The 13,398-nt window shown below is 50.9% G+C and carries 16 protein-coding genes; all 16 read right to left on the reverse strand.

Going from position 1 to position 13,398, the window contains the following annotated elements:
• Positions 1 to 19 precede the first annotated feature (19 nt).
• Positions 20 to 781 carry an ABC transporter ATP-binding protein gene (locus HP568_RS12175; RefSeq protein WP_056492250.1) on the reverse strand — a complete coding sequence of 254 codons (762 nt, stop codon included), beginning with the start codon at positions 779 to 781 and terminating at the stop codon, positions 20 to 22.
• Positions 778 to 1,806: a branched-chain amino acid ABC transporter permease gene (locus HP568_RS12180; protein ID WP_173629200.1), complete on the reverse strand. Its 1,029-nt coding sequence runs from the start codon at positions 1,804 to 1,806 to the stop codon at positions 778 to 780. Before HP568_RS12180 ends, HP568_RS12175 begins: the two co-directional genes overlap by 4 nt.
• A complete protein-coding gene (locus tag HP568_RS12185; RefSeq protein ID WP_173629201.1) occupies positions 1,806 to 2,684 on the reverse strand; it encodes a branched-chain amino acid ABC transporter permease in 879 nt (292 codons plus the stop codon). The genes HP568_RS12180 and HP568_RS12185 overlap by 1 nt, the downstream gene beginning before the upstream one ends.
• A gap of 134 nt (positions 2,685 to 2,818) precedes the next feature.
• A complete protein-coding gene (gene paaX / locus HP568_RS12190; protein WP_048034712.1) occupies positions 2,819 to 3,646 on the reverse strand; it encodes a phenylacetic acid degradation operon negative regulatory protein PaaX in 828 nt (275 codons plus the stop codon).
• Positions 3,647 to 3,815: 169 nt separating this feature from the next.
• Positions 3,816 to 4,241 carry a thioesterase family protein gene (locus tag HP568_RS12195; protein WP_048034713.1) on the reverse strand — a complete coding sequence of 142 codons (426 nt, stop codon included), beginning with the start codon at positions 4,239 to 4,241 and terminating at the stop codon, positions 3,816 to 3,818.
• Positions 4,242 to 4,268: 27 nt separating this feature from the next.
• Positions 4,269 to 5,468, reverse strand: a complete 1,200-nt coding sequence (locus tag HP568_RS12200; protein WP_173629202.1) for a thiolase family protein — start codon at positions 5,466 to 5,468, stop codon at positions 4,269 to 4,271.
• Between the two features lie 34 nt (positions 5,469 to 5,502).
• Complete coding sequence (locus tag HP568_RS12205; protein ID WP_173629203.1) at positions 5,503 to 6,702, reverse strand: thiolase family protein; 1,200 nt, start codon at positions 6,700 to 6,702, stop codon at positions 5,503 to 5,505.
• Positions 6,699 to 7,454, reverse strand: coding sequence for a 3-hydroxyacyl-CoA dehydrogenase family protein (locus HP568_RS12210; RefSeq protein WP_173629204.1), 756 nt, complete (start codon positions 7,452 to 7,454; stop codon positions 6,699 to 6,701). Before HP568_RS12210 ends, HP568_RS12205 begins: the two co-directional genes overlap by 4 nt.
• A complete protein-coding gene (locus HP568_RS12215) occupies positions 7,438 to 8,295 on the reverse strand; it encodes a 3-hydroxyacyl-CoA dehydrogenase family protein (protein ID WP_144619243.1) in 858 nt (285 codons plus the stop codon). Before HP568_RS12215 ends, HP568_RS12210 begins: the two co-directional genes overlap by 17 nt.
• Before the next feature lie 22 nt (positions 8,296 to 8,317).
• Complete coding sequence (locus HP568_RS12220) at positions 8,318 to 9,097, reverse strand: enoyl-CoA hydratase-related protein (protein ID WP_048034718.1); 780 nt, start codon at positions 9,095 to 9,097, stop codon at positions 8,318 to 8,320.
• A gap of 9 nt (positions 9,098 to 9,106) precedes the next feature.
• Entirely contained in the window at positions 9,107 to 9,880 is a 774-nt protein-coding gene (locus HP568_RS12225) for an enoyl-CoA hydratase-related protein (protein WP_048034719.1), read from the reverse strand.
• A gap of 35 nt (positions 9,881 to 9,915) precedes the next feature.
• Positions 9,916 to 11,244, reverse strand: a complete 1,329-nt coding sequence (gene paaK, locus HP568_RS12230) for a phenylacetate--CoA ligase PaaK (RefSeq protein ID WP_173629205.1) — start codon at positions 11,242 to 11,244, stop codon at positions 9,916 to 9,918.
• Positions 11,245 to 11,300: 56 nt separating this feature from the next.
• Positions 11,301 to 12,086 carry an enoyl-CoA hydratase-related protein gene (locus HP568_RS12235; RefSeq protein ID WP_173629206.1) on the reverse strand — a complete coding sequence of 262 codons (786 nt, stop codon included), beginning with the start codon at positions 12,084 to 12,086 and terminating at the stop codon, positions 11,301 to 11,303.
• Positions 12,086 to 12,487, reverse strand: coding sequence for a PaaI family thioesterase (locus HP568_RS12240; RefSeq protein WP_048034721.1), 402 nt, complete (start codon positions 12,485 to 12,487; stop codon positions 12,086 to 12,088). The genes HP568_RS12235 and HP568_RS12240 overlap by 1 nt, the downstream gene beginning before the upstream one ends.
• Before the next feature lie 93 nt (positions 12,488 to 12,580).
• Positions 12,581 to 13,042, reverse strand: coding sequence for a PaaI family thioesterase (locus HP568_RS12245; RefSeq protein ID WP_173629207.1), 462 nt, complete (start codon positions 13,040 to 13,042; stop codon positions 12,581 to 12,583).
• 2 nt (positions 13,043 to 13,044) lie between these two features.
• Positions 13,045 to 13,344, reverse strand: coding sequence for an EthD family reductase (locus tag HP568_RS12250; RefSeq protein ID WP_007723387.1), 300 nt, complete (start codon positions 13,342 to 13,344; stop codon positions 13,045 to 13,047).
• Between the last annotated feature and the right edge of the window lie 54 nt (positions 13,345 to 13,398).

Genomic DNA, 13,398 nt, shown 5'->3' on the forward strand with positions numbered 1-13,398 from the left:
GTTCCACCTCTTTCGCGCTTCATTCTGCACCCAGATACGCCGCAATCACTCGCGGGTTCTCCTGAATCTCACGCGGGGTTCCTTCTGCGATTTTTGATCCTTGATCCAATACTACGATGCGGTCCGCAATCGTCATGATCATGTCCATGTCATGCTCCACTAGCAAAATAGCCGTTCCATTGTCGCGAATCTCGCAAAACATGCGGCTCATCTCCGCTGTCTCGGTATGATTCAGACCCGCAGCAGGCTCATCCAACAAGAGCAGCCGCGGCTTGGCTACCATTGCGCGGGCAATCTCCATCAGCCGCAGCTTCCCGTACGGCAAGCTCCCAGCCAGCGAGGACACTTCCTTTGCCAGTCCTACATTCTCTATCCACGTCTGTGCCTGCTCCTGCATCAACTTCTCTTCCTTACGGGACTTTGCCAGATTCATGCCACAGGAAAAGATACTCGCGCTTGTCTTGGTATGCATGCCAACCATGACGTTTTCCAAAACGGTCATATCGTCAAAGGTCTGGAGGTTTTGAAAGGTTCGCGTGATGCCCAATCCGGCATATTCATAGCCTTGCACACGTGTCAATGGCTGGCTGCTGAAGCGAATCTCTCCTTCCGAAGGCGGGATCACACCCGACACCATGTTGAGTACGGTGCTTTTCCCAGCGCCATTCGGGCCGATCAGCGCGAGAATCTCTCCTTCCCGCACCTGAAAATCTACTTGATTCACTGCCCGTACGCCGCCAAAATCACGAGAGAGCTTTTGCACATCCAAAAGTGTTGTCATGTTGCAGCCTTCCTTTCCACCTGCTGCTTTCGCTGTGCTTCGTCAGCCATGGCCTTCGCCTTTTTCGCCTGCCCTTTTTCGAAAGCAGCCCGGATGCGCGGAACCAATCCTTCTGGCATGAACATAACGATCAGCACGAGAATCGCACCGAATACAATCGTGTCCACATCCCCTTGCAAGCCCGGCACCACTTCACTCAAGAGGACCAGCGCTTCACTAATAAAGCCAATCAGGATCGTCCCGATCAAAGCGCCCCAGATGCTTGTCATCCCGCCGATGACGACCATCGTGAGAAACTTGATCGATTCGTGCAGTCCGAACGGCTGCGGATCGAGAATTCCCATGTAGTGGGCGTACAAGCCGCCGGAAATACCAGCGAACATGCCACTTACCACAAAGGCATTCAGCTTGAACTTGCGGACATCAATTCCCATCGAGGTCGCGGCAATCTCACTTTTGTGAATCGCCCGAAACGCTCTGCCGACGCGTGAGTTCAAGAGATTAAGGGAGAAGAGCAGCACACAGGTGACGACTCCCCAAATCAGAAAGTACATAGATAGCTCGCTTCCACCGAAGAAGGTCATTTGTGGAATGCTGATCATCCCGTTTGCTCCCCCGGTGACCGACTCCCATTCCGTAATCCCGATCTGCACGATGTAGCCAAATGCGAGTGTCGCCATCGCAAGGTAATAGCCTTGCAGCCCCGCTATCGCCCGCCCGAGGATAAAGGCGAATAACCCTGGAACAATCGCAGCAGCTATGAGGCTGATAAATGGCGGCAGACCGTACTTCGTCGTCAATACTGCCGACGTATAGGCACCTATCCCCCAAAACGCTGCTTGTCCCAGCGAAATTTGTCCCGCCAGCCCCATTACGAGACATAGCCCGATGGTTACGATTGCTTGAAGACCGATAATAATTCCGACAGAACGATAGTATTCATCTGGCATCACGAATGGGAAAAGAATCATCAAAAACAGGTAGATTCCTATACTTTTGCCCCACTTATCGATGATCTGCTTCATCATAGCCCTCCTTTTCCAACGCTGCGTTCTCCAAAGATGCCGGATGGCTTAATCAACAGCATGCCGATCAACACCAGAAAGGCGATCGCGTCCTTCATACCGGAGCTGATGTAGCCAGCTCCCAGCGACTCGACGATCCCGAGTAAAAAGGCGGCTACGGCTGCACCCAATGGATTTCCGAGTCCGCCAAGAATGGCTGCGGAAAAGCCTTTGATTCCGAGCAGCACGCCAACATCGTAGGACGTTACGGAAAGCGGCGCGATCACGATTCCTGCAATCGCTCCTGTCGCTCCACTGATCGCGAAGGCCAGCATACTCATCTTTGTCGGGCTAATCCCCATCAGGCGAGCTGCCATCGGGTTGACCGAACAGGCGTTAATTTTTTTGCCGAGAATCGTCTTGTCCATCAAGTACCAAAGTAAAAAAAGAATGATAAGAACAGCAGCCAAAATCCAGATACTTTGTTGGGCGATCATCACGCCGCCGATCGAGATCGGCTCATTGCTCGTAATCGGTTCGAGTGCAAACGCATCTTTTCCCCAAATAAAGCTGGCAATGCCACGAATGAGTGTGGAAATCCCTATCGTCAAAATAATCAAACTAATTGGATTGGACTTTTTAACGTAAGCGATTACATATTTCTGCATCAAAACACCGATCAAGGTGACCATGAGGATCGCGAGCAATGCCGCCAAACCATATGGAAGATTCATGCCAATCAAAGCAACTGTGACCATTCCGCCCAGCATCAAAAATTCACCCTGCGCCAGATTAATCACCTTGCTTACGTTGTAAATCGTGATGAAACCAACCGCTACGATCGCGTAAATCCCGCCACTGACGAGGCCGTTTGCAACGTACTGCAGCAATTCCGTCATATTCGTGCTGTACCCCCTTTGTTTCGCGTCCACCAAACTACACCCAAGTAAAACGCTTACATTTTAAATAATGGAAAACCAATTGATTGAAAAAGACCCTAGACGTGCTAGGGCCTTTCCTTCGCAGCTTTCGCCTATGCAGATGGCGCAGCTTCATACACGGTCTCGAAGAATCGTACTGCCCCTGGATTCAATAACTGGTAGTAATTTTGGAACAACTGATCCGCCTCTTTGCCCAACCACAGCTCTGGCAACAATTCCTGCGGCAAATCAGGATCGATGAACAAGAACTTGCGGTATTGGTGGACGAGCTTTGTCTTTTCCACGAAGCAATGGCTGTCTGGAACCTCTTCCCCATTGCTAAGTTTGGCAGCAAGCTGCTCGTATTCCTCTCGGTAGGCATCGATGAAGGCCTTGTATTTTTCATTGATTTCATCGATATCCCAGCACTTCTGTACGAGCTGCTTCGGATTGCTCCAGCCCATATGCTCTGATGTAAAAATCTCCACATACTCTGTAATCTCGTGCGCTTCCGTCAGGTCCTTCACGCGATCACTGAGGTTATTCGGGCTGATCCATGTGCTGGTCGTCAGCATCCCGAAGCCCATCCAGCCCAATTCCTTCCGCAGTTGATCACGCAGCGCTCGACGCTCCTCTGGGATGTTGTAGCTGGCAATGCACCACTTGCCGTCCCACACATCTGTCTCGACCTTATAAATACGTGCCGCTGCCTCTTCCAGCCGCTTTTTGCCGCGCTCGGATACCGAGTAGAAGCTGCGGTTCCCTACTTTTCGCGATTCCAGCCAGCCTTGGCGAAGCATCCGGGAGATGGCTGCACGAACAGCCGGCTCCGACAGTCCGAATTCCCCCATCAGCTTGGTCAGACTACCAATCCAGATTTCGCTTCCATAATGGCGGACGTATTCACCGTAAATTGTAAAAAGCATGGATTGTGGCTTCACGTTTCTTCTACCCCCAAATCGATTCATACCTATTAGCTGTGTGAAATTGTACCATATTCTGTAGGAAGTGCGTGAATCGATCGAGAGTATATGACGATAAAATCGTATAACGTAATTTAAACGTAATTATAGTAAAACATTTTAAAAGAGTCAATTTATTCTGTCATATTTATTTATTCCCATTTACTTCCTGCTCGATCTCCGCTTGCAAGACCTCAAAACGCCGCTTGATCTCGTCCTTTTTGAAGATAGCCTGGACGAACGTCCCGAGTCCTACACGATTACGCGTAGTGTCCGCCGTAACCTCGCACACTACGCGTTTTTCGGTAACCTGCACACAGGTAGCCCGGAACGTAACCTCCTGACCAATCACGGCTGGGCCGACATGCTTGATGTCTACAGCAAATCCCGAGCCCTCCTCATCGGCTTCCAGGAATGGTAAAATGACGCGTCTTCCTGCCCATTCCATGTAATAAATCATACTGACGGTCGACATCACGGGATGCACGACTTGGCCCTCAAAAACAGGCAGCATGTCCTTTGTCACCGTCACAGTAAGTTCTTCTGTCGTACCCGGCTGGAGTCTATCTATCAAGAGTACCTGCCTCCCTATATGCCCAAGCTACACACGCTCGATAATCGTCGCAATCCCCTGTCCAACTCCAATGCACATCGCTGCCAACCCGTATCGGGCATCACGACGCTCCATTTCATACAACAGAGTAGTCAGGATACGCGCACCGCTACATCCGAGCGGATGGCCCAAAGCAATCGCTCCGCCATTTACGTTGACCAGATCAGGGTTGATCCCTAGCTCACGTACACTCGCTACTGCCTGTGCCGCAAAAGCCTCGTTGAATTCGAACAGATCAATTTGCTCCAATGACAAGCCTGCCTGCTTCAGCACTTTGCGTGTAGCAGGTACAGGTCCAATTCCCATCACGGAAGGAGCGACACCGGCCACTGAGGATGCAACGATTCTTGCACGAGGCTTCAAGCCGGCTGCAAGAGCCGCTTCCTGTTCCATGATAAGCAGAGCGCATGCTCCATCGTTTAGACCGCTGGAGTTGCCTGCTGTGACGCTGCCATCTGCCTGGAATGCTGGTTTCAGCTTTTGGAGCTGTTCGATGGTCGTCTCCGGACGTGCATGCTCATCGTGTTCAAACAGCGTAACCTCACCTTTTCGCCCTTTCAGCTCTACGGGAACGATCTCTGCCTCCCACTTTCCTTCTGCCAAGGCACGTGCATAATTATGCTGACTGCGCAAAGCAAACTCATCTTGCGCTTCACGGCTAATGCCGTATTGCTCCGCTACCTTCTCCGCTGTCTCCCCCAAACTGATCGGCGGATACATCTCTTTCATTTTTTCGTTAACCAAGCGCCAGCCCAACGTCGTATCGACCAACTGCTGATTGCCGCGCTGAAAAGCCGTACCAGGCTTCATCATCACCAGCGGAGAGCGTGTCATACTCTCTGTCCCGCCCGCAATATAGACGTGACCTGCTCCAGCTTTGATTGCATTCGCGCTTTGGTTCACAGCCTCCAGACCTGAGCCGCACAGGCGGTTCACTGTCACTCCTGGCACCTCGACAGGCAATCCCGCCAACAGAAGTGACATACGCGCGACATTGCGGTTGTCCTCCCCAGCCTGATTGGCACAGCCCATAATGACATCATCAATCGTCTTCGGATCGATGGAGTTGCGTTCCAGCAATTTTTGAATCACCAATGCGCCCAGGTCATCCGGGCGCACATCCTTCAACGCACCACCAATACGACCGATTGGCGTGCGTACAGCATCTATGATGACAGGTGTACTCATTCTTCCACTCCTCCCATGCACGAGGGCTTTTTTTCTATAGCGCTTCTACCAACGTGGCCAATCCTTGACCGCCGCCTATGCACAACGAAACGATTCCGTATTTCTTTTGGCGACGTCTCAGCTCGAAAAGAATCGTACCTGCCAGTCGGGCACCGCTCATGCCGAGTGGATGACCCAACGCGATTGCGCCACCGTTTACATTGGTTTTCAAAGGGTCCAGTCCCAGCTCGCGCATGCAGGCGAGTGACTGGGAAGCAAAAGCTTCATTTAACTCAAACAAGTCGATTTGCTCTACGGTCATGTTCGTCTCTGCGAGCAGCTTGCGGATCGCAGAGACCGGACCAATGCCCATAATGCGTGGATCAACACCAGCACTGACGAAATGAACAATGCGCCCCAGGGGAGCGACGCCTGTTTTTTGCAGCATTTCTTCATTCATCAAGAGCAAGGCTGCTGCGCCATCATTGATACCGGAGGAGTTGCCTGCTGTGACGCTCCCCTCTTTTCGGAAGGCAGGTCGCAACTTGGACAATGACTCCACACTGGAATCTCTTCTTGGGAATTCATCCGCATCAAACAGCGTTTCTTCCCCTTTTTTCCCTTTTAACGTGACTGGAATAATCTCATCGCGGAACAGACCTGCATCTATCGCGTTGATAGCCCGAGACTGACTCTCTGCCGCAAAACGATCCTGATCTTCACGACTGATGCCGAATTGCTCCGCCACGTTTTCCGCTGTATCTCCCATGGTCAGTTCACCATACAGCGAGACAGGAGCAGAACGAGGTCCGCCAAAAGACTCGACCAGCGTCTGTCCGCCGCGTTGATACGGCTGCTCGAATTTTTCCATGATGTACGGTGAACGAGTCAAATTCTCTACACCGCCCGCCAGCATAACCTGACTATGTCCTGCCTGGATGGACTGCGCAGCCAAATTGACTGCCTCTAGCCCGGATGCACACACCCGATTCACAGTCAGACCAGGTATGGTGTTAGGAAGCCCTGCTTTTAACAAACCAACGCGTGCAATGTTAATAAACGGTCCTGCCGATATGACGTTACCCATGATGACCCCATCAACAATCTCACCGGATTGTCCTGCCTTCGCAAGTGCTCCATTCAAGACAATGGCTGTCAGGTCGTCGATGGGGGTGTTCTTCAGACTTCCGCCCAGCTTGCCGATTGGTGTACGTACTGCTGCTGCTACGTACACCTCCTTGTTAGTCAAGCTCATGCCTCTACACCCACTTTGTCCTCGTACGTGTAAAAGCCTTGCCCACTGCGTACGCCGACACGCCCTGCCAGCACCAGCTTGCGTAATAGCGGCGCAGTGCGATAACGCTCCTCGGCCAGATCGCGCTGCAAGCCTCTCGATATCGCAAAAATCTCATCCAAACCGATGCGGTCTGCCCATTCGAGAGGGCCGTATGGGTAGTTGGTGCCTTTTTTCATTGCAATATCGATATCGGTAGCGGTTGCTGCTTTTTCCATCAGGGTAAAGGTAGCCTCGTTGATAATGAGCGTTAAAATGCGCGGGAATACGAGACCTACCTCGTCGTTTACGATTTCCGTCTCTTTCCCGAGCGACTGAAAGAAGTCTTGCGTTACTTGAATCGTATCCAGCTCCGTTTGCAGGGCGGGGGCAATCTCGATCAGCTCCCGTTCAATCAAGGGCACGAGCGTTCCAAACCCGCAAACGCGTTCAGGATGCTGTGTCCATGACGCTACCTCTGTCGCTGTAATCGCGAGCGAAGTCGTGATGATCGGTACGTTTGGTGGCAATAGATCATCCAACTCGCGCATCTGCCTCTTTTTCGCCTGCAAATCGACGCTATTTACTTCCACAGCCAATTCAACCAACTCAGGTTCCGCCATCGCTTCTGCAAGCGTAAGCACCTGGTAGCCTCTTTCCATCATCAAATGATTCAACTCTGCGTACAGCGGGCTTGTGCCCACGAGCAATACAGCCTTATTTGTTGTAGTCATAGAAGCCTTCCCCCGTCTTTCTGCCCAAGCTACCGGATTGAACCATTTGTTGCTGAATCCGGCTAGGCTTAAATCGTCCTTCATGGAAGAAGTCAGTATAGACCGATTTGGTGGTGGCAAAATTGATGTCGATGCCAATCATGTCTTGAAGCTCAAACGGTCCCATTTTGAATCCACCCGCCAGCTTCATAATGCGGTCAATCTGCTCCACACCTGCCACATGATCGCCAAGTATACGCAATGCTTCATTATAGTAAGGCCGCGCGATTCGATTGACGATAAAGCCAGGGGTGTCCGTCACCAGAACAGGCACCTTGCCCAACTCTTGCGCAAATCGATACGCCACCTCCACATTTTCCTCGCTCGATTTTTTCCCGCGAATAACCTCAACCAACGGCATGACGGGTGCCGGATTGAAAAAATGAAATCCGAGAATGCGCTCGGGATGCGAAAGCCCCCCTGCAATCTCCGTAATCGAGATAGAGGAAGTATTCGTTAATAAGAGGGCATCCTCTCTGCAAATCCCAGAAAGCTGGCTGAAAATGCTTTTTTTCAAATCAAGACGCTCTGGCACCGCTTCGATGACGATATCGCAGTCTGCCAACTGCTCTATTTCCGATACGAGATGGACCAGCTCTAGCGTCTCTGTCATTTCTTGTTCACTGATTTTGTTTTTCTCCACATCTTTTGTCAGGATCGATTCCAAATAGACAAGCGCTTTGTCCAGCACCGCCTGATTTGCATCCAGCAGCATGACCTGATGTCCTTTGCGAGCACAGACGAGAGCGATCCCCGCTCCCATTGTTCCCGCCCCAATGACGCCTACTGTTTTTATACTCACTTGGGCTTGCCTCCCTTCGCCTCTAACGGCCTGTAAAACGAGGCGCACGTTTTTCCATGAAAGCGGTGACCCCTTCCTTATGATCCGCTGTGCTGCCAGCCGCTTCTTGTGCAAAAGCTTCATATGCCAAGGTCTCTTCCAACCCCATCTCAAGCCCCTTGTACATCGTGCGCTTGATCAAACCAATCCCCTTCGTCGGCAGTAACGCCAGCTTGCGCGCATACGCCAACGCATCCTCCATGAAGCTTTCCGCAGGGTACACCTGATTGACCAATCCAATTCGCAGTGCTTCCTCAGCGGATACCTTTTCCCCCGTCATCGCCAGCTCCAACGCCTTGCCGATCCCGACGATGCGCGGCAAGAAATAGCAGCCTCCTGAATCAGGAACGAGCCCGATGTTGACAAAAGCATTGACGAAGGATGCCTTTTCCGAAGCCAGGCGAATATCGCACGCCAGCGCAACACTCATGCCTGCACCTGCTGCAACACCGTTAACCGCTGCGATGATTGGTTTCTCGGTTTTTTGAAACTGGAGGATCATTGGATTGTAGCGATCCCGTAAGAAACCACCGTAATCCACATCTCCTCCATCAGAAACGTCACTGAGATCCTGACCCGCATTGAACGCCCGCCCTGCTCCGGTAAGAACGACGCAACGCACATCCGCATCCTTCTGCGCCTGCTTCAACGCATCGGTGATTTCCATATTCATGACGGCTGTAAACGCATTGAATTTGTCTGGACGATTCAAAGTCACCACTGCTACGCCTTCTGACACTTCATAAAGAATCGTTTCGTACATGACCGCCTCCTAATTTCCCGTAAAACGGGGTTTGCGCTTCTCCAGAAAAGCTTGCATGCCTTCTTTTCGATCTTCACTTGCCAAAAGAAGATAAAAGCCGTTTCGCTCGTAATCCATTCCCTCTTGAAGGGGAAGATCCCCAGCTTTGTACACGGCTTTTTTGATGACCTGTACCGCGAGTGGCGGCTGCTGGGCGATTTGCTTCGCCAGCTTGAGCGCTTCCTGATAGTACGCCTCCACTGGCACTACCCGATTGACCAGTCCGTATTTCAACGCTTCTTTGGCCGAAATCGGTTCACCTGTGAGCAGCATCTCCAGTGCTTTTCGCTCACCTACTACACGCGTCAGACGCTGTGTACCACCAGCCCCAGGCATGACACCAAGCTTGATTTCCGGTTGACCAATGACGGCTGTCTCCGAAGCGATCACCATATCGCAGTTCATCATTAATTCACAGCCACCACCGAGCACAAAACCGCTGACGGCACCAATAATCGGCTTGGATATGAGTGAGATGCGATCCCAAACCGCGAACTGATTGCGCTTCATGATATCGATGGCTGATGCTTCCGCCATTTCATTAATGTCAGCACCCGCTGCGAACGCCCTCGCGTTGCCAGTCAGGATGATCACCCGAATATCCGGGTCGCGGTCCATTTGCTCCAGCTGGTCAACCAATTCGTCGACGAGCTGCAAATTCAGTGCGTTTAGAATCTTCGGTCGATTCAACGTAATGATACCGACACCATCTTCACTGGCTACGCTAATATATTCATAGGCCATGAGCTGTCACACCCTTTTTTTTTACAGGAGCTGGTTTAAATAGCTGCCTGTGATTTGTTCCGGTTATCCACGACACGAATCGCTTTTCCTTCGCTGCGCGTCAAGGAATTCGGCGGTTGCACCCGCAGTACCACAGACACGCCCAACGTATTTTTGATGTCATGACAGATTTCTTTCACCAATGGCGAGAGTGCAGAGCTGTCATTCCCACTGATCTCATTTGCATATGCTGGTGTCAACTCGCAGTGCACCTCAAAACGGTCGAGGGCACCGTCGCGTTCAATGACGACTTGATAGTGTGGAGCCAATTGGTTGAAGGTAAGCAGAACGGATTCGATCTCTGTCGGGAACACATTGACCCCGCGAATAATGAGCATGTCATCTACACGCCCTTTGATGCGAGACATCCGCATGGTTGTCCGTCCGCACTTACAGGGCTCAGGATTGAGGGAAGCGATATCACCCGTACGGTAGCGCACAACCGGGAATGCTTCTTTCGTCAGCGACGTGAATACCAGCTCACCTTCTTGTCCGTATGGGAGCACTTCTCCAGTATTCGGATCGATAATTTCTGCGTAGAAATGGTCTTCTGCGATATGCAGACCATTCTGCACTTCATGACATTCAATGGAAACACCTGGCCCCATCACTTCGCTCAGCCCGTAAATGTCCACGGCTTTAATGTCGAGCTCATGCTCCAACTGTACGCGCATTTCTTCTGACCACGGTTCTGCACCAAAAATCCCGTACTTAACACTCGTCCCACGTGGATCGATCCCTTGCTTCTTCATCTCTTCCACGATATTGAGGACATAGGATGGCGTTGCTGCAATGCCACGTGGTTTGAAGTCCTCGATCAACGTAATTTGACGGGAGGTATTGCCACCGGATACTGGCACTGCGACTGCGCCCATGTGCTCGATGCCGTTGTGTAGACCCAAACCGCCTGTAAAAAGGCCGTAGCCATACGCGTTATGGAAAATGTCTCCCGGCTCTCCGCCTGCACAGCAAATGGCGCGCGCCACGATTTCTGCCCAATTCTCCAGGTCTTTTTTGGTGTAACCGACAACAGTCGGTTTTCCTTTTGTCCCGGATGAACCGTGAATGCGTGCTACTTCCTTCATTTCGACTGCAAACAGATTGAACGGGTAATTTTCTCGCAAATCTGTCTTTTTCATAAATGGAAGCTTCTGTATGTCTTCGATTGATTGGATATCTTCTGGTTTCACACCAGCCTCATTGAATGCTTTTGTGTGGAAAGGAACGCGCTCATATACGCGTTTGATCGTTTCTTTCAAGCGTGCCAGTTGCAGTTCCGTCATTTTCTCTCTTGGTAGCGTTTCCATTTCTGTATTAAAGATCATGTCGCTTCCCTCATTCCCTTGCGTTATGACTCAGTAGGAGTACGTATTTGAAAATGTTACTCGCCCTTAAAAACTGGTTTTCGCTTTTCGCGAAAAGCTTCCAATGCTTCCAAACGATCTGTCGTGGGAATAATCACTTCATAGCACATGGTTTCGATATCCAGACCTGTCTGCAAATCGACACTGCTTCCGCGATCAATAGCTGATTTTGCCTGATAAACCGCCAGCGGAGCATTTGCCAAAATCTCGTTTGCCAGCCCCATTGCCAGTTCACGAAGCTCCTCTGTATCTTTTGCAATCGCATTGACAAAACCTATTTGATACGCTTCCTCCGCTTGAATGCGCCTGGCAGTCAGGATCAGCTCCTTTGCCTTCGAAGGTCCGATCAAGCGAGAAAGCCGCTGCGTACCACCCGCCCCAGGAATGATGCCCAAGCTCACCTCTGTCAGACCCATTTTGGCATCTGCGACGGCATAGCGGAAATCACAGGCCAGTGCTAACTCAAAACCCCCGCCAAAAGCAAATCCGTTGATCATGGCAATCGTCGGCTGCGGAAGCCTCTCCAACGCAGTAAATACATCGCGGATTTTGCGGACATTGCGGCGTACCTGCTGTTCCGTCAGTGTACGGCGCTCCTTTAAATCTGCCCCTGCACTAAATGCTCGCCCTTCTGCCTTCACGATGACCACGCGAATCTCTTTTGCATCCAGGCGCACCTGCTCAATCAAGTTTCCCAGGCGCTCCAATGTATTGTAGTTCAGCGCATTCAGCTCGTCTGGGCGATTTAGTGTAATCAGTCCTATATGTCCTTCACGTTCAAAACGAACGCTCTCTTCCATCATCAACGTCCTCCTTGTGCAGGCGGGTTAACCCGCGCATACGTGCCGGTAGCAAAAGCCACAAGCTTGCCATCACAAGTCACGCGTGCTTCCATCACGATCAAGCTTTTTCCTTGTTTCAATACATGGGATTGTGCCTCAAGAATCTCACCGCGAGCGGGGTGCAGGTATTGAATCTTGCTCTCCACCGTCACACATTGCTGTACGCCATCCACATGAGGTGCTGCCCCATGCCCCATTGCCACATCGGCTAATGTCGCCGTAACGCCTCCGTGTACGACACCTTCGATGCTATTGAACAGCTCGGGGCGAATTTTCAGTGCTACCTTACAGCCCTGTTCATCTCGGTGCACAACTTCTATGCCCAGGTAGTGGTTGAATCGATTGCGGATCTCCACTGACATCTTTGCCCCCTTTCTCGTATCGTCTTGAAACAGTGAAAGGAGCCTAAGCACATGGCTTTTGGCATCCTTTCTCCGTTTTATTTTCGCTGTCAGTTATTCGTTTTCGTCGATCTCGACGAAGTAATCACTTTTCCGGTATGCCAGTGCATCCAATGTCGCTACCAGGCCATGATCCGTTTCTACACGGATACGATACCAGGCTGTGCGATTGTTTTTCTTCTCTTCTGTCGCTGTTGCCACTAAGCGATTCCCTTTCATGGCAGCAGCCAAAAATCCGATGTTCATCGACAGTGCCACAGACGTTTTCCCATAGGAATTACAGGCTGCTGCAAAAACAAAGTCTGCTAGGGAGAAGATGATCGCGCCATGAGCGGTGCCGTGCGCATTTAGCATATGCTCGGCAACTGTGACTTCCGCTGTCGCCGTTCCTTCTCCCAGCTCAATCAGCTTGATACCTAAAAATTGTGCAAATGGATCTTGCTTTAGCTTTTCACAAATCTCTGCGTAATGCTTCTGATGGAGCGCTTGTTCGTCTATCAATCTTTTCGTGGTCATGATTAAACTACTTCTGCAAAATGCATGGACACAATTGGTCCAGCGAAGCCACGGAGGTCTTTTCCTGCTGCGCGACCTTCTGGAGATGATAACGCTTCCATCAAAGCTTCTTTTGATTCAAAATACATTTCTGCCATCAGATGCAGGTCGGATTCTCCCATTGGTGTTCCGTAGATTTTGCTCACTTCCATTTTGATTAAGCCAGGCATTTTTTCTGCCAATGGGCCATGTACCTCGAAATAATGCTTGTCAAAAGCATCGATATCTTCGGGCTTGCGATAAATTGCTACCAATTTCACCATCATGATCCCTGCTTTCCTCAGATTATAGTCACAATGTGTGACGACTAATTGATA

Origin of the sequence: Brevibacillus sp. MS2.2 (genome assembly GCF_013284345.1) — a bacterium.
Taxonomy (GTDB): domain Bacteria; phylum Bacillota; class Bacilli; order Brevibacillales; family Brevibacillaceae; genus Brevibacillus; species Brevibacillus brevis_C.